Below are 23193 nucleotides of genomic sequence, written 5' to 3'. Positions count from 1 at the left end.
CACTATAGATTTCGCTATAGCCTTTTCATTGTAAGACTAGCTAATAGGAATGGCAAATAGATAATTTAAAAATAAATGATAGCCTATCTATTAGTATTTTCTTTTTACATTTTTTAATATGATCTAATTTCTTGTCAAAAATAGTAAAATAACTTATTTTTGATGACTAAATTAAAAATATTAAGTTTTTCTAGGAGATATTAATGGCATCACCATTATCAGATCTCGATGAACTAGTTTTAAAATGTCGAGACCAAAGAGCAAAAGATTACATAAAGGAGGCTGTTGCATGTTATAAAGCAGGTGCCTTTCGTTCTGCAATAGTGTCAACTTGGATTGCTGTTTCCTTTGATATTATTGATAAACTTAAAGAATTATCTTTGGCTGGAGATAAAGAAGCTGAAAAACAAATTGATATTTTTGATAACGCACGTCGAATAGGAGATATTGCAAACTCTTTAAAGTTTGAAAGAGATATTTTAACAATATGCCTAGATAAACTTGAATTAATTTCTCCTATAGAATTTATTGATTTGACACGTTTGCATGAAGACAGAAACAGATGTGCGCACCCATCAATGACTACAGATAGTGACGTTTTTAATCCATCCGCAGAACTAGCTAGAATGCATATTAAATCTGCAGTTGAACATTTACTCCAATACCCACCAGCTCAAGGTAAATATGCATTAGACTCTTTAATTGCTGAGGTCGATTCGGAATATTTTCCAACAGATATTCAAAAAGCAGTTGTGGCTTTCGAAAAGAGCCCACTAAAAAAAGCTAGAAATAGTTTAATACGGAACTTTACTATTATCCTTTTAAAAAAATATATCAATGAGGCAAATGATTTTAAAAAAATAGCTAGGATTCATACTGCCTTAAATGCTATAGGAAATATTCATAGAGAAGTTTACTCTGAAACACTAAGAGAAAAACTTTCAAATATTATTCGAGCTATGAATAAAGAACAACTTCATATAGCCATTTTATTAGCTACCACTGTAAATGATTGTTGGGCCTATTTTGACTTAGATATTAAACAAAAACTTGAAACCTATGTTGAAAACTTACCAAAAGATAAATTTAACAAAATAGATATGATTCTCTCAATAGATGATTTGGTAACAGCCGTCAAAAAAAGGTTACACAAAGCAACTAGACAAGAATTTGATGAACCATTATTTTTCTTTACAGTTCCAACTCAAATAACCGATAGAATAGTTCAACTTTATATTTCCTCTAATTCTATTAAACAAGCAGATTCCTTTGTCCTTACTGTCATATGGTATGCTAGAGAATATACACGAGAGCAAATTCAAAAAATTATTATTGATTGTAGCAATAACTTTGAAATCATACGTAGCCAAAATTTTGGTACAGTAATAGAATACTTAAGGGAAAATAACAATGTAAGTAATGATGAAATAGACAAATGGTTATCAGATGCTAATCTTAATAAATTTATAAAAGTTAAAAGTGAAGAATTAAACAGTAATGTTGAAGCAAACTAACTAGAATCCTCTTTAATTAATATAACAATCTCATAGTCTTTTTAAATCACTTGTAACTTAGCAAACGCCAAAATCAGCCATTTACTGCCTTCATTATCAAATTTTACTTGGATACGGGTATGTGCGCCTGAGCCTTCGGCATTTAGGATTACTCCCTCGCCAAATAAGGGGTGTAGTACGCGTTGCCCTAGGCTTAAGCCTGTTGAATCTTGGTTTGATGATTGTTGAGTAAATGGATGGCTTACTGAACCTGATAGTCTCACTTCTCGTAGTAAATCAGTTGGGATTTCTCTAACAAAACGGGAGATTCTATTGTAGGTTTCATTGCCATGTAGTCGTCTGGTTTCTGCATAGGTTAATACCAGTTGTTGCATAGCTCGGGTAATACCTACATAAGCGAGTCGACGTTCTTCTTCCAAGCGATCAATATCTTCTATATTGCGTTGATGAGGAAATAACCCTTCTTCCAAACCTGTTAAAAATACTAAGGGGAATTCTAACCCTTTGGCATTATGTAAGGTCATTAGTTGTACACAGTCTTCACCATCCCCTGCTTGTTTTTCCCCTGCCTCTAAAGCGGCATGATCTAAAAATGCAGCTAATGGGGTGGTGTTGTCTTCCATATCTTCATCATGTTCAAAGGCGCTGGCAGCACTTACTAGTTCTTCTAAGTTTTCTACCCTTGCTTCACCTTTATCGCCTTTTTCAGCACGATGAAATTCTAGTAAGCCCGATTGTTTAATCACTAAATCGATTTGTTCTGATAGTTTTAAAGGCTGTATTTCATCGGTTAGGCGATTAATCAATAATACAAAGTTATTGAGCGCTGAGCAGGCTCTAGCAGGCACACCTTTATTGGTTATAATTTCTTTGAGGGATTGCCATAAGGAGATATTTAATTCACGGGCCAGTTGCCTTACTTGCTCAATGGTTCTTTCCCCAATACCACGGGTAGGTAAGTTAATAATTCTTTCTAAGGCACTATCATCTTGTTTGGAGCGAATAAGCCGTAAATAAGCGAGTGCATTTTTGATTTCTGCTCGCTCGAAGAAACGTAAACCACCATAAATACGGTAAGGTATGCCTTCACGCCATAGATTTTCTTCTAATACACGAGATTGGGCATTAGAACGGTATAAAACAGCTATTTCTTGGTAATTAAAACCTTCTCTATGGGCTTCTTGGATACGCTCTAAAATATAACGGGCTTCGTCTTGCTCATTAAAGCCTGCATATAAGGCAATTAATTCGCCTTCATTGCCTTCTGTCCAAAGCTCTTTACCTAAACGACCTTGGTTATTATCAATCAAGGCATTAGCTGCTTTTAAAATGGTATTGGTTGAACGGTAGTTTTGCTCTAGGCGATAGGTAACAGCCTCTGGAAAATCATCAGTAAAAGATTGGATATTTTCAATTTTAGCACCACGCCAACCATAGATTGATTGGTCATCATCCCCTACTACCATTAAACTTTTAGTGCCTTTGGCGAGTATTTTTAACCATGCATATTGCACTGCGTTGGTGTCTTGAAACTCATCCACTAATACATGGGCAAAACGTTGTTGATAGTGTTTTAGTAATTCTGGGTTATCACGCCATAAATCAAGGGCACGCAGTAGCAATTCTGCAAAATCAACTACCCCTGCTCGCTCGCAGTATTCTTCATAGGCTTGGTAGAGTTGTACCATGGTGGAGATGTAGACATCACCAAAAACCTGTATACCGTTTGGGCGAATACCTTGATCTTTTTTATTATTGATAAACCATTGCACTTCTCTGGCTTGCCAACGTTGATCATCAATATTTAAATCTTTTAATACCCGTTTAATAAGTCGCAGTTGGTCATCACTATCCAATACTTGGAAGTTTTGAATTAGCTTGGCTTCTTGCCAATGATTGCGTAGTAAACGATGGGCTAGACCATGAAAAGTTCCTACCCACATGCCTTGGGTTGGCTGTTTTAGTAGTTGTTCGATACGCCCACGCATTTCAGCAGCGGCTTTATTAGTAAAGGTTACCGCTAAAATGGAGAATGGCGAGGCTTGCTCTACATACATAAGCCATGCAATACGATGCACCAAAACACGGGTTTTACCCGAGCCAGCGCCAGCCAATACCAACTGTTGACCAAGTGGTGCGGCTACCACTTCTCGTTGAGCATCATTTAAGGAATCTATAAGAAAAGAAATATCGTCAATCATTTCGTTATTTTACCCTAGTTAAGGTAGTAAGATAAGAAACTTATTAATTTAAACGGTGTTTATTAGGAAAGCCACGCCACAAACTGCTAAAATAGTCTTTTTAAATTTGCTTTATTTCAGGTAACCATTATGACAGACGCCTCAACTACTACACCTAACCAAACAGCGGTGCAGTGGTTAGAAGTATCCCCCTCTTATGCTGGGCAACGTATTGATAATTTCCTTCGCACGCAATTAAAAGGGGTTCCTAAAAGCCTTATTTATCGTATTTTGCGTAAAGGAGAAGTACGGGTTAATAAAGGGCGTATTAAACCTGAGTATAAACTACAAGCAGGCGATATTATCCGTGTTCCGCCCTTGCGTTTAGCTGAAAAAACAGAAAAAGAGCCTTTTGCGCAACCATTATTGGAACGTTTAGAAGCCGCTATTATTTATGAGGATAAAGGTTTAATCATTGTTAATAAGCCAGCAGGTATTGCTGTGCATGGTGGCAGTGGAGTAAGTGCTGGGGTTATTGAGGCTTTTCGCCAATTACGTCCAGAAGCTAAAGAGTTGGAGTTGGTACATCGTTTAGACCGTGATACCTCTGGTTTATTAATGATTGCTAAAAAACGCAGTATGTTACGTCATTTACACACTCAATTACGGGGTGATGGCGTTGATAAACGCTACCTTGCCTTAGTTAGAGGCAACTGGCCTACAGCCAAAAAGAAAGTTTCTGCGCCTTTATTAAAAAATAATCTACGCTCTGGTGAGCGTATGGTAGAGGTAAATCCTGAAGGCAAAGAGGCATTAACCTTATTTAAAGTTTTAAAGCGGTTTGGTGATTTTGCTACGCTGGTAGAAGCCAGTCCTATTACAGGCCGAACTCACCAAATTAGGGTACATGCCAAGCATGCTGGTCATTCGATAGCAGGTGACCCTAAATACGGTGATGAGGAGTTTTCTAAGACTATTCGTAATTTAGGTGGTAAGCGCTTATTTTTACATGCTTATGCACTGACTATTACCTTACCAGATAATAAGACCTTATCTGTAGAAGCGCCTGTTGAGCCGTTATGGGAAAATACGTTGGAGCAATTAAATGGCAAAGTATAAGTTAGCTATTTTTGATTGGGATGGTACATTGCTTGATTCCATCAATCTAATTGTTAACAGTATTCATGTAACTGCAAAGGATTTTGGGTTACCTATTTTAGATAACCAAAGTGTTAAAAATATTATCGGTCTTAGATTGGATAACGCAGTAAGTAAGCTTTATCCAGAGTTATCTGCTAAACAATTAAGCGAATATTTAGAAAATTACGCTAAAAACTTTGTGGAAATGGAAAAAACGACACCAAATTTGTATCCAAATGTGTTAGAAACTCTAAAAAAACTGCAACAAAAGGGTTATTTATTAGCCATTGCAACAGGTAAAAGCCGTATAGGGTTAGATCGTATTTTAGGGGCATTACAGCTTACTGATTTTTTTGACGCAACCCGTTGTGCTGACGAAACTGCGGGCAAACCAAACCCTAAGATGTTAAACGAGTTATTAGATTATTTTGGGTTAACTAATAAACAAGCGGTTATGGTGGGCGATGCTTCTTTTGACTTACAGATGGCTAATAATGCAAATATGGATAGCATCGCTGTAAGCTATGGGGCACAATCTATAGAAGTTTTAAAAAGCTATTCTCCTATAACCATTATTAATCAATTTGATGAATTACCAAAATATTTAATTAATCCTTAGGAACTTTTTTACAAAATAAGCGTTCAAATTGTGGGACATAGATTGCTTGTTTAAAAAAAATTAAGCTATCTTTTGCATACTATCAGTTAATTTAAACTATTTCTGATAATATAAGACTATGGCTTAAGCCATTATATAACTATGAAAAACAAATACTTAGGAGATTTACAATGAATATGATTATTAAAGCATCTGCTGTAGCTTTAGTGACTGTTTTAGCGGCTGGTTGTTCTAGCAACTCTGAGCGCATTGATGCTGTTGATGCAACTGCACAACAAGCTCAACAAACAGCTCAACAAGCTCAAGCAACTGCACAACAAGCTTTAAGCGCTGCGCAACAAGCTCAACAAACAGCTGACGAAGCGAACGAACGCGCTGCTCGTATGTTAAATAAAGCTGGTCGTAAATAATTTATTTGCGAAAAGTTGAAGGCCAATCTTTTGATTGGCTTTTTTTATGGCTATAATATAAATTGCCACTTGTGCTAAGTATTTGCTTGATAAAACCAAAAATAGCACAAGGGTAATTTTAAAATGATGTATAAATAAAAATCTAGGAGATACACAATGAATACTATTCTTAAAGCATCTGCTTTAGCTTTAGTTGCTGTTTTAGCTGCTGGCTGTTCTAGCAACTCTGATCGTGTTGACGCTGTTGAAGCAACTGCACAACAAGCTCAACAAACAGCTCAACAAGCTCAAGCAACTGCACAAGAAGCTTTAAGCGCTGCACAACAAGCTCAACAAACAGCTGACGAAGCTAATGAGCGTGCTGCTCGTATGTTAAACAAAGCTGGTCGTAAATAATTTATTATTTTAATCAGTTTTAAAAGCCGATCATTTGATCGGCTTTTTTATTGACCAGTTATTTAATTATGACTTTTGGATAATTGCTGATGCCTTAATTAATATGACATTATTCTAAACGTGGTAAATTTACTATTATTTAGGAGAAATTAATGAACATTATTCTTAAAGCATCTGCTTTAGCTTTAGTTACTGTATTAGCTGCTGGTTGTTCTAACAAAGGATCTCATCGTTTAGATTCTGTTGAAGCAACTGCTAACCAAGCACAACAAACAGCTCAACAAGCTCAGCAAACTGCACAACAAGCATTAAGTGCTGCACAACAAGCTCAACAAACAGCTGATGAAGCTAATGAGCGTGCTGCTCGTATGTTAAACAAAGCTGGTCGTAAGTAATTACTGCCGTTTGTTGCTAAAGCCGATCAAATGATCGGCTTTTTTATTCTTCAGGCTCTGCTTTGACTGATTCAGGTAGTAAATCCGAAAAATCTATTTTTACCCCCTGCTCCAGTTGATCCCATTCTTCTAATAGGTTTTTAAAGCTTTTTTCTGATTGAGGAGCTTGATCTTCTTCATTTTCTATTACTTGTTGATCAGTCACTATTAAATCTTGTTCAACTTCAACAGTTAGCTCATCTACTAAAATAGGGAACTCTTCCTGAATAGGCTTAATACTTGAAAGTGCAGGTAATTCTTCTAGGCTTTTTAAATTAAAGTAATCTAAGAAAGCTTTGGTGGTGGCTAACATTGCTGGCTTACCTGGTACATCCTTATATCCTACCACACGTATCCAATCACGTTCTTGTAAGGTTTTAATGATTTGACTATTAACGGCCACACCACGAATATCTTCTATTTCGCCACGAGTAATAGGCTGCCGATAAGCAATTAACGCTAATGTTTCCAATAAAGCCCTTGAGTAACGTTGTGGCTTTTCTTCCCATAGCCTACTCACCCATGGCGCGAAATCACTACGCACTTGTAACCGATAACCTGATGCTACTTCCTTTAGCTCATAAGCACGAGCTTGACAATTATCTGCTAAAACTTGTAGGGCTTCATGAATTTGTGCAGTAGAGGGTTTTTCTTCCTCATCAAACAATGACTCTATGCGATCAATAGTCAATGGTTGATTATGAGCTAATAATAATGCCTCAAGCAGAATGGCTAACTCTACTGGCTCATTCAGATTCATAGCTTGCTGTCTCCATTGCTATCTTTGCTTTCACATGAATAGGTGCAAAAGGTTCATTTTGTATAATATCAATTAATGATTCTTTCACTAGTTCTAGAATAGCCATAAAAGTAACCACAATCCCTAGCTTACCTTCTTCCACTTGAAATAATTGAATAAAAGGTACAAATCCCTTGCCTGCTATTGTTTCTAAAATAGTAGTCATTCTTTCTCTGGTAGAAAGAACTTCCCTTGATACCTGATGTTGTTCAAACATCTCTGCTCTTTTCAACACTTCTGAAACAGTCAACAATAGTTCTTGCAACGTGACCTCAGGTAATAACTTTATTGCTTTGGCTTCTGGTGCAATTAATTGTATCTCTTTAATGTCCCTATCTAAACGAGGTATTTCATCTAATCCCTCAGCAGCTACCTTGATTTGCTCATATTCCTGTAAACGTCTAATCAATTCAGCGCGAGGATCTTCTTCCTCCTCTTCGGAACTATGTAGTTTAGGCAGTAACATTCTAGATTTAATTTCTGCCAACATCGCTGCCATTAATAAATATTCGGCAGCTAACTCCAATCGTGCAGACTTCATTAACTCCACATAACTCATGTATTGGCGGGTAATTTCTGCCACTGGGATATCTAAAATATCTATATTCTGCTTACGAATTAAATAAAGCAATAAATCCAATGGCCCTTCAAAGGCTTCTAGAATAACCTCTAGCGCATCTGGTGGAATATATAAATCCTGTGGAACCTCTATAACCGCCTCGCCATAAACTAAAGCAAGTGGTAATTGAGGGTTGGTAGGAATAGAGGTATTAATTATTGTCATAATTATTGGAAGGGCTTAGGATCGCCTAATCCTTCCCTAATAACTTCTGGTGTATCATCTACTAAGCTAATTACAGTAGAAACCTCTAAATTACCCATCCCACCATCTATAATAAGATCCACACGATTTTCTAGTAAATCCCTGATCTCATAAGGATCAGTCATAGGTTGCGATTCATCAGGCATAATTAGACTAGTGGTTAACAAGGGTTTTGTAACTTCTGCTAATAATGCTTGGGTAATAGGAAAATTAGGTACTCTTAGGCCTATTGTGCGACGCTTTGGATGCATTAGCATTCGTGGTACTTCACGGGTTGCTTCTAAAATAAATGTATAAGGCCCTGGTGTATAGGTTTTTAACAAACGAAAGGCACTGGTATTAACCTTTGCATAGATACCTAAGTCAGAAAGATCACGACAAATTAATGTAAAATTATGTTTTTCATCCAATTGGCGAATCTGGCGAATACGGTCAATACCTGCTTTATTACCAATGCAACAAGCTAATGCATAGGTAGTATCTGTTGGATAAATAACAACACCACCCTCTTCAATAATACGAGCCGCTTGTTTAATCAAACGTGGTTGTGGGTTTTCTACATGAATCTGAAAAAATTGGCTCATGAGAGTCCTCTTAAAAAATAATTAGTGTAATTCACCTAGTTTTTTGCAAAGAAGTGGTAAGTCTTCTGGCATTGGACGATATAAGCCAAGTTCACCCCATTTATTAGGATAATGAAAATCACTACCAGCACTTGCTAATAATCCAAAATCTCTTACAAGATTAGCAAGTTTACCTACCTGTTCTGCTGGTTGGAAACCGTTTACTACCTCCATGGCATGACCACCAGAGGCTATAAACTCTCTTAATAAACGACAAAGTTTAGTGCGCGTCATATTATATTGACAAGGATGAGCTAAACTAACCCACGCACCACTTTTATGTAAAATATCGACAACCGTTTGCAAACTAGGCCAATGTTGCTTAACATCGCCTATTTTCCCATTTCCTAGCCATTTCTGAAAGGCTTCTTTTGTTGTATCCACATATCCCTCAGCAACCATTGCGCGGGCAAAATGGGGTCGACCAGGACCATTATTGCTTGTAAATTGTTGCTGTTGTTGGTTAATCGCTTTATCTAATAAATTAACCATTCCTTTTGTATGCAGCTTATCTGCAATTTGTTTCGCTCTTAACCAGCGAGCTTCTCTTAAGAAAGCTAATAGCTCTTGCAAACGTGTATTATCAACATCAAATCCATAGCCAAGTATGTGTACTGTGATATTTTCCCAAATACACGAAATCTCCACGCCTTTAACAAGTGCTATTCCTACAGTATTAGCTGCCGCTATAGCCTCTGTTAATCCATCAATCGTATCATGATCTGTCAGGGATAATACCTTCACCCCTTTCATCTGCGCACGTAATATTAAATCCGTTGGATTTAAAGCTCCGTCAGATGCTGTACTATGACAATGTAGATCAATGGTTTGGCTCATAAAATAACTACAAAATATTTATAATCTATGAAGGTAACAAATAAGTTTGCTATTATGCCTTTTTTAAATCATTTTGGATTGTGTTTTCGTGAAACAGTTTATAGATTTTATTCCTCTTATCCTATTTTTTATTGTATTTAAAATAGAACCTCGGCCTATAGAACTGTTTGGCTATACTTTTACCTTAGGTGGCATTTATAGTGCTACAGCGGTGCTTATTATTGTTTCCATTATTGTTTATGGTGCTATTTTCCTAAAACAAAGAAAATTAGATAATGGCCAAATGATTACCTTAGCGGCCTGTTTACTATTAGGTGGCTTAACACTTGCCTTCCATAGTGAAACCTTTATAAAACTAAAAGCGCCTATTGTGAACTGGATCTTTGCCTTAGCCTTCTTAGGTAGTCAATTCATTGGTAAAGAGCCTATTGTGCAACGCTTAATGGGCAAAGCGGTTACACTGCCAGATGCTATTTGGCGAAAACTCAATATTGCTTGGGTTATTTTCTTTATCATTTGTGGTGCTGCAAATTTATTTGTTGCTTTCACTTTTGATAGTATTTGGGTAGACTTTAAAGTGTTTGGTAGTCTTGCTATGACTATTATTTTTATGATTGGTCAAGCAATCTACTTATCACGTCATATTAAAGAAGAAGAGCAGCCTACTAATTCAGAGGAATAATTATGCTTTATGCCATTATTGCAACAGACAAGCCTAATACTCTACAAGTTAGATTGAAAGCGCGACCTGCTCACTTAGAACGCTTAGAAGCACTGAAGCAACAGGGGCGTCTAATTATTGCAGGACCTCATCCCGCAGTTGACAGCAATGATCCGGGTGAGTGTGGTTTTACAGGCAGTTTAGTTATTGCTGAGTTCGACTCATTGGCGGCAGCCCAAGCGTGGGCGAATGCTGACCCCTATTGCGAAGCAGGTGTTTATAGTAATGTAGACGTTAAACCTTTTAAGAAAGTACTACCTTAGTGATTACGGATGAATAATATACTACTGATAGACGATGATGAAGAGCTGTGTGAGTTATTAACCCACTGGCTCACTCAAGAGGGATTTGATGTTAACTCTTGTCATACAACCCAAGCTGGTAAAGATTATTTAGCGACTCAATCTTTACCAGATGCGGTTATTCTTGATGTTATGTTGCCAGATGGTAACGGTCTAGATTTACTTAAGCTGTTAAGAACAAACCACCCTGAATTGCCCGTGTTAATGCTTTCAGCACGTGGTGAACCACTAGATCGCATTTTAGGTCTAGAGTTAGGTGCAGATGATTATCTGCCCAAGCCTTGTGAGCCTAGAGAACTTACTGCTCGTTTAAAGGCTATATTAAGACGCTCCACTAACCATAATACTGCCACACCAAGTCATATTGAGCTAGGTGATTTAAGCTTCAGCCCTGCACGTGGGGTAGTTACTATTAATGAAGTAGAAACCGTTTTAACCGTTTCTGAAAGCCGCCTTTTAGAAGCATTGATAAAACAACCTGGCGAACCTATTGATAAGCATGAGCTTACTCAAATAGCGTTAGGAAGAAAACTGACTTTATACGATCGTAGTTTAGATATGCATATTAGTAACCTGCGTAAAAAACTTGGCCCCCATTCTGATGGTAGTCCTCGCATATTGTCATTGCGGGGTCGTGGTTATTATTACGCTAGCTAACTTAGCAAAAAATCTTTACTTACTCTTTACATACTACTGACTGTACTTGACCTTTAAATAGTTATACTGACCATAACAGTAACAACAACCTTATAAAAAGGTTAGGAGATTCAAAATGCGTAAATATATTCCAGCTTTATTACTTGCAGCAGGCTTACCTGCATTAGCTATAGCAGCACCTTTTGGCCCAGGCAATGGTCCTTGTGGTGGTCCTGGTATGGGACATGCAGCCAACTGTGATGGATCAGGTCCCTGTGCTCGTGGTGATTTTGGCCCAAAACACGGTGGTCATGGTTATGGCTATGGTAAACATAAAGGCTCTCACTTTGGTATGAATAACATGACACCAGAACAACGTGAGAAAATGCAAAAAGTAATGGGCGAACAAGCAAAAGCACGTTGGGAAATCAAACAAAAGTACTATAACAAACTATCTGAAGCAGATAGAAAAGCAATGGCTGATGAGTTACAAAAGTCACGCGAAGAAACACGTAAGCAAATTCGCGCGACATTAACTCCAGAGCAACAAAAACGCTTTGATGAAAGACAAAAAATGCAAGATGAGCGTATGAAAGAATGGAAAGAATTCCAAGATTGGAAAGCTAGCAAAGCTGGTAAATAATCTTCTATTTTATTTCTAAATGCCCACATTATAGGTGGGCATTTATTTTTCAAAGGTAATATTTGTGCGCTCATTTTTCTGGCGAATCTTTTTAAGCTTTTGGTTAGCTATTATCATAACTGTTAGCTTAACTATATTGTTTAGTCGCTTTTTTAACCAAGACACTTGGATATTAAACAGTTTACCTATTGTAAAAAATGTTGCACAGCAATGGGTAGATCATTATGAAAGTGAGGGTGTTGAGTCAGCCAGAGAGTTTCTGCAACAACACCAAAGCAAATATCGAGTTGATATACAAATCCTAACTGAGTCTGGAACAACTTTAGTAAGTCCACGTCACCATCGAATGTTAAGAGGTAATGGTAATTTTGCACATAATATGCCTCCACCACCAAGTCCTATGCCACAATGGCGACAAATAACTCAAGAATACACTAGCAAAAATACAGGTAATAGTTATTTATTTATCTTCAGAATACCTAACAGTGAGTTAACTGCTTGGCAACGTGAAAGCATATGGCGCCCTGTAAGTGGTATTACTATTACCCTTATTGTACTTACTATTTTTAGTATCTTACTAACTATATCAATCACTAGACCCTTAAAAAAACTAAGGGGAGCAGTACATGATTTAGGACGTACAGAATACCAGAAAAATAGTTTAGCTAATTTAGCAAATCGTAAAGATGAATTTGGTTTATTGGCTAAAGACTTTAGTTTAATGGGTGAGCATTTACAAACATTGATTGATAGTCAACGGCAATTGCTGCGCGATGTGTCCCACGAGTTACGATCGCCTTTAACACGCCTAAAAATTACTACTGCACTGCTAGAACGTGCGGATGATAAGGATAGAGAAAAACTCTCCAACCGCCTTTCGTTGGAGTGTGATCGGTTAGAGTCACTTATTAGTGAAATACTTACACTTGCTAGATTAGATAGTGTACCTGGCAATAAAACAGCTATACCGCTAGCCCCTTTGTTAAAGAAACTACAAGAAGATGCCAAAATCACCGCGCCTAATCAAAGAATCATACTGAATGTACCTGACACTATTGTCATCGATGGTTGGGAAGACCGTTTAGAACGAGCCTTAGATAATTTAATTCGTAACGCGTTAAGATTTAATCCAACTGATAAACCCATTGAAATATCTACCCAACAAAAAGATAATAAAATCCATATAACAATTAGAGACTATGGTGTTGGAGTTTCTGCTGAGCATCTTGCTCAATTAAGTAAACCCTTTTATAGAGTACCTGGTCAAACCTCGCAAGGTTATGGTTTAGGGTTAGCTATTAGTCGACGTGCAATAGAAAGCAATAATGGGCAAATAGTATTTAGCAATCATTCTGATGGCGGCTTTGTTGTGGAAATTATTTTACCCATTGATTCAAATTAATAAGTAACTACTATCTACTGCCAGTACTTAATAAATCTAAGTACTGGCTAGTTTTTTATCCCATTATATTTAACCCACCATCGATAAAATGTATACCCCCTGTTTGGCCTCGTCCTGCCTCGCTCACTAATAAAGCACATAAACCACCCACATCCGCTAAACTAGCTAAACGATGGATGGGTGCACGTGCAATAGCTTCGTTTAATAACTGATCAAAATCCTTTAAACCTAATGCAGCACGGGTAGGCATTGGCCCTGGTGAAATTGCGTGAACTCTAATACCGTCTTTACCCAACTCACTAGCAAGTATACGCACACTAGACTCTAATGCAGCTTTTACGGGTCCCATTAATGAGTAACCTTCAATCACTTTTTGCGCGCCTAAATAACTCATGGTTATTAAAGTACCGCCCTGTTTCATTAAGGGTCTGGCAAGGTTTGCCATTCGTATAAAGGAATGACAGGAAATATCCATTGCTTGTAAAAAGCCAGCACTTGAACTATCGACTAGATCGTTCTTTATGTCTTCTTTAGGAGCGCTTGCTATAGAATGAATAATAAAATCTAATTGCCCCCATTGCATTGTTATTTGCTTAAAGAGATTTTCTAGCTCGCCCTCTTTCATTACATTAAGTGGCATTTTAATAGTGGCGTTTACTTGATCAGCTAAAGGTTCTACATAAACTCTTGCCTTTTCATTTAACCAAGTAATAGCTAGCTCTGCGCCTAATGAATGCAAGACTTGCGCACATCCCCATGCAATAGAGTCTTCATTAGCAATGCCAACAATAAGGCCTTTCTTACCTTTTAGTGAAAAAAGATCTGCTGCATTTAAATTCATTGCTTATAATCCTTGATAGATACGCCACGCATGGTTGGCTATCATTTTTTCTTCATCTGTAGGGATAACTAATGCTAAGGTTTCACTGTCATTAGCGGTAATTTGGAAACTATTATTTTGATTGGCTTGTTGATCTAATTTAAAACCAAATAATGGCTTAAGTTGCTTTATTACTTGCTCACGCAGACTCGCATCTTTTTCACCAATCCCTGCAGTAAATACAACCGCATCTAGGCCACCTAAACTAACCGCTAATCGTGCAATATTTTGTGCAATATGCAAGGCGTAATAATCAATCGCTAGTTTTGCTCTTTCTTCTGTACTGGCTTTCAAGGCACGCATATCACTACTTACCCCCGAAATACCTAATAATCCAGATTGTTTATAAAGTAGCTTTTCAATTTCGGCTGTGGTTTTACCTTCATTTAATAAATGAATAACTACTCCAGCATCTAAAGAACCTGTACGGGTAGCCATTGGTAAACCATCCAAGGCACTAAAACTAGTGGTTACTTCAACACTTTTACCCTGATGGATTGCACATAAGCCACTACCATTACCGAGATGAGCAATCACTATCTTGTTATTCGCTATTGCTGGCAATTTTTGTTGTAAACATTGACTGATGTATTCAAAAGAAAGTCCATGGAATCCATAGCGTTTAATGCCCTGCTCATACATCTCATAGGGTAACGCAAATAGCTCATGCAATAGATCACGCCCCACATGAAAAGCAGTATCAAAACAAGCTACTTGGGGTGTTTCTGGCTTTTTATCCAATACTAATTGTATAGCCGCCAGATTATAAGGTTGATGCAGTGGCGCTAAGGGTGTTAATTTTTCTAACTCTTGTAACACCTGCCTATTAACTAATACAGGTTGATTAAAATGGCTACCTCCATGTACCACCCTATGACCCATTAAACTAGGCTCTTTACCTTCTAAAACCTCAGTAAAAGTGCTATAAATAAAACGGAAAGCATCAGGCAAATTACCAATTTGCTCAACACTGTAATGTTGTTCCGCTAATGTCTTACCTGCTGTATCTTTTATTTGAATACGTGGTTGGGTCGCTATACCATCTACTTTGCCACGTATAAGCAACTTTGGCTCTTGCCCTTTGCAGCCAGCAAATAAACCTATTTTAATACTTGATGAACCTGCATTAACTGTAAGAATTAATTCCCCTTGGTAATCAATCATAATAATGCCTATCTCTATCAATTAATCTTTAGTGCTTGATGTTTAGCATGTGCTAACAATACACCTAATGCACAACTAGTAATACGACCACGGGGAGTATCAGAGCGACTGGTAAAGATAATAGGCACTCTTGCCCCAACAATAATACCTGCTGATTCTGCGCCAGCTAAATAGATCAACTGTTTAGCTAAAATATTGCCTGCCTCTAAATCAGGCGCTACAAGCACATCAGGATCACCTGCTACTTCTGAAACAATGCCTTTTATTCTAGCGGCTTCCGTATTAATGGCGTTATCAAATGCTAATGGACCATCTAAGATACCGCCTGTAATCTGTCCTCTTTTCGACATCATAACTAAAGCTGCTGCCTCTATGGTAGAAGGCAGTTTTTCAGTAATGGTTTCAACCGCTGATAATAGTGCTAATTTGGGCTTTGCTACACCTAACACCTTTACAACATCAATTGCATTGCGACAAATATCAGCTTTATCTTTTAAGGTAGGAAATATATTAACCGCTGCATCTGTTACAAATAGAGGTTTATGATAATTAGGAACATTCATTGCAAAAATATGACTAAGCCTTCTTGAGGTACGTAATCCTGTCCCTTGAGCTGCAACCTCATGAAGTAGCTCATCACTGTGCAAGCTACCCTTCATTAATAATTCAGCTTTTCCCTCTCGTACTAACTGCACGCCAAGCTTAGCAGAAGCATGACTATGTTCTGTATCCGCTATAGTACAACTGCTTATATCTAATCCTATTGCCTTTGCAACTGCTTCTATTTTACTCTTTGGACCTATTAAAATAGGCGTAATAAGCCCTTCTGCCGCAGCCTCTATAGCACCTATTAAAGAGGTTTCATCACAGGGATGCACAACAACCGTAGGTATAGCAGGAATATCTTTACAACGCTCCAATAAAGATTGGTAATGATCTTTTGTCATAAATAGCTACCTTGCGTAAGATGAAAAGCCATTCTATAAAAAACCTAATCCATAAAATGTATTGATATTTCCCCATTTTAAGCTACTTTTAAGGTAAATGATTAAAATAATATATAACTTAACTTTTCCGTTAGTAACAATTAATTATTTTTCTATTTAATAACAAGAGAGTTATGCTAAGTTTAACAAAACATTCTCTACACAGAAGAAAGCTACTATGCAAGTTAAAAAGTCTCAATTAGATGCTGCTGCCAAACAAGGCGTGTTATCTGATAACCAAGTTGAGCAACTGTGGTTATTTTTAAAAGATCAGAATAAAGATCTACCCAGCTTTCAAATGACTCACATCCTGTATTATCTTGGAGGAATGATTGCCATTGGTGCTATGTCATTGTTTATGACTTTAGGCTGGGAGAGCTTTGGCGGTTTTGGTTTATTTGCTATCTGTATTATTTATGCAATTATAGGTATTACCTTAACTGAATTATTGTTACGTCGTTATCAGTTAGCCATTCCAGCAGGTATTTTAGCTACGTTGGTTGTTGTTTTAGTTCCCTTAGCTGTTTATGGATTACAATCTGCCTTTGGCTATTGGGATAGTAATACCTATTACCGTGACTACCATCGTTATGTAGATTGGCGTTGGATGATTATGGAGTTAAGTACCCTTGCTGTTGGGGTATTTATGGTATATCGCTATCGCCTGCCATTCTTAGTTATGCCTGTAGCCGTCACCTTATGGTATATGAGCATGGATTTAACGCCCATGATGCTTGAAGTATTTGGTTGGTTTGAAAGAGATAGTTACCACTATAGAAGTTATTGGCAGTTAAAACAAACCATCTCCCTTTGGTTTGGGTTATGGATGATTGTGGTAGCCTTTATCGTAGATATTAAAAATAAAACCCATAAAGATTTTGCCTTTTGGTTATATTTGGGAGGTGTATTAGCTTTTTGGGGAGCCTTAAGCTCCATGAGCTCTGATAGTGAACTTAACAAATTTCTTTATTGTTGTATTAATCTAGCCATGATTTTAGTGGGAGCCACTTTAGCCAGAAGAGTATTTGTAATATTTGGTGGTCTTGGTATAGCTTTTTATCTAGGGCACCTTTCTTACAATGTATTTAAAGACAGTATGTTATTCCCTTTTGCCTTAACACTAATAGGACTGTTTATTATAGGTATTGGTATTTATTGGCAACGTCATGAAAAACAGATAAATAACCGCTTACAACAGTTATTACCAAATTCACTCAGAGAGTTAATTATTAATAGAAATAACTAATATAAAACGAGGTTCACTCTATAAATATAGCTATTTCCATAGTTTTTTAGACGAGGCGAATGGCTGAAGACAGTACACATAGTACGGCTAAGCCATTCAACAAAGTATAAAAGACTAGGGGATAGCTATTATAATTAATGGGCTTCATCCCAATTATTACCAATACCTACATCTACTACTAAAGGTACTGCTAACTCGGCTGCTTCTGCCATTATTACTTTTATCTTATCTGATACTTGTTGCAATTGATCTTGTTGTACTTCCAATACCAATTCATCGTGTACTTGTAGAATAACTTTGGCATCTACTTTATCTTGTTGCAACCAAGCATCTACTTTAACCATAGCACGCTTGATAATATCTGCTGCAGTTCCTTGCATAGGAGCATTAATAGCTGTGCGCTCTGCACCACGACGCACATTTGCATTACCTGATTTTATATCAGGTAAATATAAACGACGATCAAATAAGGTTTCTACATAACCTTTTTCAGCAGCAGCTTCACGGGTACGCTCCATATAGGCTAATACGCCAGGATACTTAGTAAAGTATTTATCAATATATTGTTGTGCTTCTTTGCGATCTACGCCTATTTGTTTAGCTAAACCAAAGGCGCTCATGCCATAAATTAGACCAAAGTTAATGGCTTTTGCTTTACGACGCTGATCACTTGTTACATTCTCCACAGATACACCAAATACTTCTGCTGCAGTGGCTCTATGTACATCTAAACCTTGCTTAAAGGCTTCTAGTAAACCTTTATCTTGGGCTAAATGTGCCATTATTCTTAGTTCAATTTGTGAATAATCTGCCGCTAATAACTTATAACCTTTTGGTGCAATAAATGCCTGTCTAATGCGACGCCCTTCTTGGCTACGAATAGGAATATTTTGCAGATTAGGATCACTTGAAGATAAACGTCCAGTAGCTGTTACAGCTTGATGATAAGATGTGTGTATTCTGCCTGTTCTAGGATTAATCTGCTCAGGTAGACGATCTGTATAGGTAGACTTTAACTTACTTAATGTACGGTATTCCATTAATACTTCTGGTAAATCATAACCTTGCAAGGCGAGTTCAGCTAATACAGCTTCTGCGGTTGAAGGTTGCCCTTTAGCTGTTTTACTAATAATCGGTAACTTTAATTTAGTATAGAGGATCTCACCCAATTGCTTAGGAGAACTCATATTAAAATTCTGGCCAGCTAATTCAAAAGCCTTATTTTCTAAAGCCACCATTTTTTCGCCTAACTCTTGGCTTTGGCTAGCTAACAACTTTCCATCAACCAATGCACCATTACGCTCAATACGCGCTAATACTGGCACTAAAGGCATTTCAATAGCTGTTAAAACTTTAGCTTGGCTTGGTTCTTGTTGTAGTTTATTCCATAATACTTGATGTAGTCTTAAGGTAATATCTGCATCTTCTGCCGCATAAGGTGCTGCTTGTTCTAAACTTACTTGATTAAAAGTTAATTGCTTAGCTCCCTTGCCTGCAACTTCCTCAAAAGAAATAGTGGTTTCATCTAAGTAAGTTTGTGCCAAGGTATCCATATCGTGTCTTGAAGCCGTAGAATCTAATACATAGGACTCTAACATGGTATCAAACTTGATACCTCGTACATCAATACCATAATGGCTAAGTACATTCATATCATACTTAGCATGTTGTCCTACTTTGGCTATATTGGCATTTTCTAAAATAGGTTTTAATGCAGCTAATACTTTATCACGTGATAACTGTTGTGGTGCGCCCATATAATCATGCGCCACAGGTATATAGACTGCTTGATAAGGTTTTACAGCAAATGATAAGCCTACTAATTCTGCCTGTTGTGCGTCTATACTGGTTGTTTCAGTATCAAAGGCAATTAGTTGTGCATTCTGTAATTTTGCTAACCATTTATCAAAGTCTTGTTGTTCAAGAATCATTTGATAATTACGTGTAGTAGATTGTGGTTCTGATGGTTGTGGTTGTGACTGTGGTTTAATTTCTTCTACACCACCAAACATATCATTTTGTACTGGCTGAGTTGATGTTGAAGGTTGCTTTGGTGCTTTTCGTAATAGCACATCTAACCATTGTCTAAACTCCAATTTTTTATAGAGTTCTATTAAAGTAGCCTCGTCCTCTTCTTTGCGCTGTAATTCTTCTATCTTAATATCTAACTCAACATCTGTTTTGATAGTGGCTAATTGATAAGAGAGATAAGCCATATCCTTATGTTCTTCTAATTTAGCAGGCAGTGATTTAGCACCACGAATAGGTAGGCTAGGTACTTTATCTAAATTTGCATAGATAGTATCTAAGCCACCTTGTAAACCTTGAATAAGTCCTACTGCTGTTTTTTCACCAACACTTGGCACACCTGGAATATTGTCAGATTTATCACCCATTAAGGCTAAGAAATCAATAATTAACTTAGGTTCTACCCCAAACTTATCAACTACACCTTGTGGGTCAAGGGTTGAACCTGTCATGGTATTGACGAGTGTAATCTTATCATTCACCAACTGCGCCATATCTTTATCACCCGTAGAAATCACTACTGGGCGACCTTTTTTGGCAGTTTCTAAAGCAAGTGTTCCAATAACATCATCTGCTTCAACTCTATCGACGCACAACAATGGAAAACCCATGGCTTTAACACTTTCATGTAATGGCTCAATCTGTACCCGTAGATCATCTGGCATTGGTGGGCGATGTGCTTTATAGTCGGCATATAACTCATCCCTAAAACTACCCCCTTTAGCATCAAACACTACCGCTATTGGGCTGTTGGGATATTGCTTAGCTAAGCTTTTAAGCATATTAAGCACTCCCTTAACTGCTCCTGTAGGGATGCCTGTAGAAGTCGTTAGTGGTGGTAGTGCATGATAAGCACGATAAAGATAAGAAGAACCATCCACCAAAACAAGAGGAGTTTGCGACATAAAATAACCTTTGAACTATTATTTTAAAATATGAATTTAGTGCGTATTATAGATGATATTTTCACCCACGTTGGTTATAAATATTATTTTGCAATACAGATAATAAATTCACTCTTTGCTACTCACTCCCATAATCAGGTTTTTATATGTTTTTTAAAGGGCATTATTGGAAAAAATGGATAAAAAAATACCATTGCAAATTAGCAGGTGGTTTATCTTCACTCCATAAAAGTACAACACTTATTCTAGAAGAGCACGTGGAAATTGGCCGTGTCACCATAAAATCACCCCATTTGACCGTTGGTGCATATACCTATATAAGAAGTGAAAGCCATTTAATTTTTGTAAAATCGATTGGTCGGTTCTGTTCTATTGCTAATAACGTTTCTATTGGTAATCCTAAAAAAGTTCATCCAACTGACTGGGTAAGTATTCATCCATTTCAATATGATGCAGATAGCCCACTCCATTATTATCCTGAAGCAATTGATACAGTTATTGGTCATGATGTATGGATTGGTGAAAATGCCACTATTTTAGAAAATGTCACTATTGGTACAGGTGCTATTGTTGCCACAGGGGCAGTGGTCACTAAAGATGTTCCCCCCTATGCTATAGTAGCAGGTAACCCAGCCAAAATAGTTAAGTATCGGCATACTGAAGAAATCTGTAAAGAACTGTTAGCTAGTCAATGGTGGGAATACCCTGTAGCCCTCTTAAAAACATTACCATTAAATAATCCAGAAGCATTTTTAACTAGCATAAAAACGCTTGCTACCCATAAAGCTAGTTATAAAAAGATTGAAATTACACAGTCACAATGTAAAGAATTTTCTGCAGTATAATATTAGGTATAAATCATGTCCGCCAAACTAAATGAATATAATCAGCCTATTGGTGAAGAAGTTATTAACTGGTCTGCCAGAGAACTACCAAGTAACCCTTTATTGCTAGGTAAATATTGTCGGCTTGAGCAATTAAATATTAAAAAACACGCTAATGACCTATTTGCTGCTTATCAAACAGCAATGGATGGACGAGATTGGACATATTTACCCTCTGAACCACCAGAAAATTACACTGTATTTTGTGATTATCTAGCTAAATTAATAACCACTACCAATCAATTTCACTATGCCATTATTGATACTCAAACCAATAAGGCATTAGGTACTATCGCATTAATACGACCAGACCCAAGCAATGGCGCTATTGAAGTAGGTTATGTAACTTTTTCACCTTTATTGAAAAAAACCCGTATTGCCACAGAAACACACTATTTATTAATGTGTTATGTTTTTGATGATTTACAATACCGCCGCTATGAGTGGAAATGTGATTCATTAAACGAACCTTCCAAAGCTGCGGCACAAAGATTAGGCTTTAAATACGAAGGAACTTTTAGACAGGCCGTCGTTTACAAATCACGTACTAGAGATACCTGCTGGTTTTCTATTATTGATAAAGAATGGTACTCGCTAAAAGAACGTTTTGAAAAATGGTTAAATATTAATAACTTTAACCTAGATGGTACTCAAAAAAGTAAGCTATAAAAACTAACTACACGGAAAAGGAATTTACTACAAGATATAAAAAAACATAATGAAATCTCTAACAATCTCATTATGTTTTTAAATTAATAGTTAACGATTAACTAAGCAGAAATATGCTATTTTTCTTTGATAGTTTCTACAATTAACTCAGCCACTTTCTCAGAAGAAGCAGGGTTTTGCCCCGTTATCAAATTACCATCACGTACTGCAAAAGGTTTAAAATCAGGGCCTTTTTCATAGTTAGCACCTAACTCCTTAATACGCGTTTCTAACAAAAAAGGCACCTTTTCTTTCAGCCCTACGCCCTCTTCCTCAGTATTAGTAAAAGCACTAACACGACGGCCAGCCACTAAAGGTTTACCATTAGTATCCTTCACATTAACTAACCCAGCAGGGCCATGACAAACAGCCGCAATCACAATATCTTGTTGCCAAGCCTCTGTTAATAAATTGGCTAATTGTTTGCTTTCTGGCAAATCCCACATGGTTCCATGCCCACCAGGCATAAACACAGCAGAATAGCCATCAAGCTCAACACTATCCAATTTTTTTGAAGACTCTATTTGTTGCATAGCGGCTTTATCTTTTAAAAAACGTTCGACACTGGCAGGATTTTTACCATCGGCTTGCATTGATCGAGGATCAATAGGTACTTTACCACCCTCAATTGAAACAATCTCTACCTGTACACCTGCATCAGATAACACATAATAAGGTGTTGTTAACTCCTCAAGCCAAAGCCCTGTTGGCTCTCCCGTATTACCCATCATCGCATGTGAAGTTACAATAATTAGCACTTTAATGGTTTCTAACATAACTTGCCGCCTCTTATTAATTTTTAGAAAACTGTTTACTTAAACTAAGCACACACTTTATGAGCAATAGCCATTAACCATAGCATTAAGAGAATACTTATCATTAATTTTATGATAGCACCTAAAAATGAATTAAT

The 23193-nt window shown here is 37.1% G+C and carries 24 protein-coding genes; 14 read left to right on the top strand and 10 right to left on the bottom strand.

Annotated features, from left to right (window positions below):
* The first annotated feature begins 203 nt into the window (after nucleotides 1-203).
* Nucleotides 204-1514, top strand: coding sequence for a hypothetical protein (locus tag JHT90_RS00170; RefSeq protein WP_201092603.1), 1311 nt, complete (start codon nucleotides 204-206; stop codon nucleotides 1512-1514).
* Between the two features lie 41 nt (nucleotides 1515-1555).
* On the opposite strand, the gene uvrD is transcribed toward JHT90_RS00170, so the two are convergent.
* Nucleotides 1556-3715 (bottom strand): DNA helicase II, encoded by a 2160-nt coding sequence (gene uvrD, locus JHT90_RS00165; protein ID WP_201092602.1) that lies wholly within the window; start codon nucleotides 3713-3715, stop codon nucleotides 1556-1558.
* A 129-nt stretch (nucleotides 3716-3844) separates the two neighbouring features.
* Between uvrD and rluC the strand changes: the two genes are divergently transcribed.
* The 5 genes from rluC to JHT90_RS00140 all read left to right on the top strand — a co-directional run bounded on the left by rluC (nucleotide 3845) and on the right by JHT90_RS00140 (nucleotide 6654).
* Complete coding sequence (gene rluC / locus JHT90_RS00160; RefSeq protein WP_201092600.1) at nucleotides 3845-4813, top strand: 23S rRNA pseudouridine(955/2504/2580) synthase RluC; 969 nt, start codon at nucleotides 3845-3847, stop codon at nucleotides 4811-4813.
* Nucleotides 4800-5453, top strand: a complete 654-nt coding sequence (locus tag JHT90_RS00155; RefSeq protein ID WP_201092598.1) for an HAD-IIIA family hydrolase — start codon at nucleotides 4800-4802, stop codon at nucleotides 5451-5453. The genes rluC and JHT90_RS00155 overlap by 14 nt, the downstream gene beginning before the upstream one ends.
* A gap of 170 nt (nucleotides 5454-5623) precedes the next feature.
* Nucleotides 5624-5863 carry an Lpp/OprI family alanine-zipper lipoprotein gene (locus tag JHT90_RS00150; protein WP_201092596.1) on the top strand — a complete coding sequence of 80 codons (240 nt, stop codon included), beginning with the start codon at nucleotides 5624-5626 and terminating at the stop codon, nucleotides 5861-5863.
* Between the two features lie 156 nt (nucleotides 5864-6019).
* The gene (locus JHT90_RS00145; RefSeq protein WP_201092595.1) at nucleotides 6020-6259 is read left to right on the top strand and encodes an Lpp/OprI family alanine-zipper lipoprotein; all 240 of its coding nucleotides are present in this window, start codon (nucleotides 6020-6022) and stop codon (nucleotides 6257-6259) included.
* 152 nt (nucleotides 6260-6411) lie between these two features.
* Nucleotides 6412-6654: an Lpp/OprI family alanine-zipper lipoprotein gene (locus JHT90_RS00140; protein ID WP_201092593.1), complete on the top strand. Its 243-nt coding sequence runs from the start codon at nucleotides 6412-6414 to the stop codon at nucleotides 6652-6654.
* Nucleotides 6655-6697: 43 nt separating this feature from the next.
* Here JHT90_RS00140 and scpB read toward each other — a convergent pair whose 3' ends face one another.
* From scpB to JHT90_RS00120, 4 genes are read right to left on the bottom strand one after another with little or no spacing between them, the layout of a single operon-like run.
* Nucleotides 6698-7453: an SMC-Scp complex subunit ScpB gene (scpB, locus tag JHT90_RS00135; protein ID WP_201092591.1), complete on the bottom strand. Its 756-nt coding sequence runs from the start codon at nucleotides 7451-7453 to the stop codon at nucleotides 6698-6700.
* Nucleotides 7440-8276 carry a segregation and condensation protein A gene (locus JHT90_RS00130; RefSeq protein WP_201092588.1) on the bottom strand — a complete coding sequence of 279 codons (837 nt, stop codon included), beginning with the start codon at nucleotides 8274-8276 and terminating at the stop codon, nucleotides 7440-7442. The genes scpB and JHT90_RS00130 overlap by 14 nt, the downstream gene beginning before the upstream one ends.
* 2 nt (nucleotides 8277-8278) lie before the next feature.
* A complete protein-coding gene (locus tag JHT90_RS00125) occupies nucleotides 8279-8899 on the bottom strand; it encodes an L-threonylcarbamoyladenylate synthase (protein WP_201092586.1) in 621 nt (206 codons plus the stop codon).
* A gap of 21 nt (nucleotides 8900-8920) precedes the next feature.
* Nucleotides 8921-9775, bottom strand: coding sequence for a PHP domain-containing protein (locus JHT90_RS00120; protein ID WP_201092578.1), 855 nt, complete (start codon nucleotides 9773-9775; stop codon nucleotides 8921-8923).
* A gap of 88 nt (nucleotides 9776-9863) precedes the next feature.
* Here JHT90_RS00120 and JHT90_RS00115 point away from each other — a divergent pair, with 88 nt between their 5' ends.
* The 5 genes from JHT90_RS00115 (at nucleotide 9864) to JHT90_RS00095 (ending at nucleotide 13479) form a co-directional block, all read left to right on the top strand.
* A complete protein-coding gene (locus tag JHT90_RS00115; protein ID WP_201092576.1) occupies nucleotides 9864-10457 on the top strand; it encodes a septation protein A in 594 nt (197 codons plus the stop codon).
* A 2-nt stretch (nucleotides 10458-10459) separates the two neighbouring features.
* Complete coding sequence (locus JHT90_RS00110; RefSeq protein WP_201092574.1) at nucleotides 10460-10759, top strand: YciI family protein; 300 nt, start codon at nucleotides 10460-10462, stop codon at nucleotides 10757-10759.
* A gap of 9 nt (nucleotides 10760-10768) precedes the next feature.
* Nucleotides 10769-11455, top strand: coding sequence for a response regulator transcription factor (locus JHT90_RS00105; RefSeq protein WP_201092572.1), 687 nt, complete (start codon nucleotides 10769-10771; stop codon nucleotides 11453-11455).
* Between the two features lie 115 nt (nucleotides 11456-11570).
* Nucleotides 11571-12077 carry an LTXXQ domain protein gene (locus JHT90_RS00100; RefSeq protein ID WP_201092571.1) on the top strand — a complete coding sequence of 169 codons (507 nt, stop codon included), beginning with the start codon at nucleotides 11571-11573 and terminating at the stop codon, nucleotides 12075-12077.
* 64 nt (nucleotides 12078-12141) lie between these two features.
* Complete coding sequence (locus JHT90_RS00095) at nucleotides 12142-13479, top strand: sensor histidine kinase (RefSeq protein ID WP_201092569.1); 1338 nt, start codon at nucleotides 12142-12144, stop codon at nucleotides 13477-13479.
* Between the two features lie 55 nt (nucleotides 13480-13534).
* Here the strand turns inward: JHT90_RS00095 and fabI are convergent, their stop codons facing one another.
* Genes fabI through JHT90_RS00080 form a run of 3 tightly spaced genes read right to left on the bottom strand, consistent with a single transcriptional unit; the run spans nucleotide 13535 to nucleotide 16470 of the window.
* Nucleotides 13535-14320, bottom strand: a complete 786-nt coding sequence (gene fabI, locus JHT90_RS00090) for an enoyl-ACP reductase FabI (RefSeq protein ID WP_201092567.1) — start codon at nucleotides 14318-14320, stop codon at nucleotides 13535-13537.
* Between the two features lie 3 nt (nucleotides 14321-14323).
* On the bottom strand, nucleotides 14324-15523 hold the full coding sequence (locus tag JHT90_RS00085; protein WP_201092566.1) for an acetate/propionate family kinase: 1200 nt from the start codon (nucleotides 15521-15523) through the stop codon (nucleotides 14324-14326).
* 17 nt (nucleotides 15524-15540) lie between these two features.
* On the bottom strand, nucleotides 15541-16470 hold the full coding sequence (locus tag JHT90_RS00080) for a phosphate acetyltransferase (RefSeq protein WP_201092565.1): 930 nt from the start codon (nucleotides 16468-16470) through the stop codon (nucleotides 15541-15543).
* A gap of 217 nt (nucleotides 16471-16687) precedes the next feature.
* Here JHT90_RS00080 and JHT90_RS00075 point away from each other — a divergent pair, with 217 nt between their 5' ends.
* Nucleotides 16688-17755, top strand: a complete 1068-nt coding sequence (locus JHT90_RS00075) for a DUF2157 domain-containing protein (RefSeq protein ID WP_201092564.1) — start codon at nucleotides 16688-16690, stop codon at nucleotides 17753-17755.
* A gap of 134 nt (nucleotides 17756-17889) precedes the next feature.
* Here the strand turns inward: JHT90_RS00075 and polA are convergent, their stop codons facing one another.
* Nucleotides 17890-20688 carry a DNA polymerase I gene (gene polA, locus JHT90_RS00070; RefSeq protein WP_201092563.1) on the bottom strand — a complete coding sequence of 933 codons (2799 nt, stop codon included), beginning with the start codon at nucleotides 20686-20688 and terminating at the stop codon, nucleotides 17890-17892.
* Between the two features lie 146 nt (nucleotides 20689-20834).
* Here polA and JHT90_RS00065 point away from each other — a divergent pair, with 146 nt between their 5' ends.
* Both JHT90_RS00065 and JHT90_RS00060 read left to right on the top strand, forming a co-directional pair.
* Entirely contained in the window at nucleotides 20835-21533 is a 699-nt protein-coding gene (locus JHT90_RS00065) for a CatB-related O-acetyltransferase (protein WP_201092562.1), read from the top strand.
* Between the two features lie 15 nt (nucleotides 21534-21548).
* A complete protein-coding gene (locus tag JHT90_RS00060) occupies nucleotides 21549-22241 on the top strand; it encodes a GNAT family N-acetyltransferase (protein WP_236253995.1) in 693 nt (230 codons plus the stop codon).
* A gap of 116 nt (nucleotides 22242-22357) precedes the next feature.
* Here the strand turns inward: JHT90_RS00060 and JHT90_RS00055 are convergent, their stop codons facing one another.
* The gene (locus JHT90_RS00055) at nucleotides 22358-23056 is read right to left on the bottom strand and encodes a type 1 glutamine amidotransferase domain-containing protein (protein ID WP_201092561.1); all 699 of its coding nucleotides are present in this window, start codon (nucleotides 23054-23056) and stop codon (nucleotides 22358-22360) included.
* Nucleotides 23057-23193: the final 137 nt, after the last annotated feature.

It is taken from the genome of Entomomonas asaccharolytica, assembly GCF_016653615.1.
Lineage (GTDB): Bacteria > Pseudomonadota > Gammaproteobacteria > Pseudomonadales > Pseudomonadaceae > Entomomonas > Entomomonas asaccharolytica.
Note: the sequence above shows the minus strand (reverse complement) of the source record. Positions and strands in the feature narration are given on the sequence as shown.

Coding starts and splice junctions, on each gene's coding strand:
- JHT90_RS00170 (WP_201092603.1), top strand. CDS start 204: ATGGCATCACCATTATCAGATCTCGATGAACTAGTTTTAAAATGTCGA.
- uvrD (WP_201092602.1), bottom strand. CDS start 3,715: ATGATTGACGATATTTCTTTTCTTATAGATTCCTTAAATGATGCTCAA.
- rluC (WP_201092600.1), top strand. CDS start 3,845: ATGACAGACGCCTCAACTACTACACCTAACCAAACAGCGGTGCAGTGG.
- JHT90_RS00155 (WP_201092598.1), top strand. CDS start 4,800: ATGGCAAAGTATAAGTTAGCTATTTTTGATTGGGATGGTACATTGCTT.
- JHT90_RS00150 (WP_201092596.1), top strand. CDS start 5,624: ATGAATATGATTATTAAAGCATCTGCTGTAGCTTTAGTGACTGTTTTA.
- JHT90_RS00145 (WP_201092595.1), top strand. CDS start 6,020: ATGAATACTATTCTTAAAGCATCTGCTTTAGCTTTAGTTGCTGTTTTA.
- JHT90_RS00140 (WP_201092593.1), top strand. CDS start 6,412: ATGAACATTATTCTTAAAGCATCTGCTTTAGCTTTAGTTACTGTATTA.
- scpB (WP_201092591.1), bottom strand. CDS start 7,453: ATGAATCTGAATGAGCCAGTAGAGTTAGCCATTCTGCTTGAGGCATTA.
- JHT90_RS00130 (WP_201092588.1), bottom strand. CDS start 8,276: ATGACAATAATTAATACCTCTATTCCTACCAACCCTCAATTACCACTT.
- JHT90_RS00125 (WP_201092586.1), bottom strand. CDS start 8,899: ATGAGCCAATTTTTTCAGATTCATGTAGAAAACCCACAACCACGTTTG.
- JHT90_RS00120 (WP_201092578.1), bottom strand. CDS start 9,775: ATGAGCCAAACCATTGATCTACATTGTCATAGTACAGCATCTGACGGA.
- JHT90_RS00110 (WP_201092574.1), top strand. CDS start 10,460: ATGCTTTATGCCATTATTGCAACAGACAAGCCTAATACTCTACAAGTT.
- JHT90_RS00105 (WP_201092572.1), top strand. CDS start 10,769: ATGAATAATATACTACTGATAGACGATGATGAAGAGCTGTGTGAGTTA.
- JHT90_RS00100 (WP_201092571.1), top strand. CDS start 11,571: ATGCGTAAATATATTCCAGCTTTATTACTTGCAGCAGGCTTACCTGCA.
- fabI (WP_201092567.1), bottom strand. CDS start 14,320: ATGAATTTAAATGCAGCAGATCTTTTTTCACTAAAAGGTAAGAAAGGC.
- JHT90_RS00085 (WP_201092566.1), bottom strand. CDS start 15,523: ATGATTGATTACCAAGGGGAATTAATTCTTACAGTTAATGCAGGTTCA.
- JHT90_RS00080 (WP_201092565.1), bottom strand. CDS start 16,470: ATGACAAAAGATCATTACCAATCTTTATTGGAGCGTTGTAAAGATATT.
- JHT90_RS00075 (WP_201092564.1), top strand. CDS start 16,688: ATGCAAGTTAAAAAGTCTCAATTAGATGCTGCTGCCAAACAAGGCGTG.
- polA (WP_201092563.1), bottom strand. CDS start 20,688: ATGTCGCAAACTCCTCTTGTTTTGGTGGATGGTTCTTCTTATCTTTAT.
- JHT90_RS00065 (WP_201092562.1), top strand. CDS start 20,835: ATGTTTTTTAAAGGGCATTATTGGAAAAAATGGATAAAAAAATACCAT.
- JHT90_RS00060 (WP_236253995.1), top strand. CDS start 21,549: ATGTCCGCCAAACTAAATGAATATAATCAGCCTATTGGTGAAGAAGTT.
- JHT90_RS00055 (WP_201092561.1), bottom strand. CDS start 23,056: ATGTTAGAAACCATTAAAGTGCTAATTATTGTAACTTCACATGCGATG.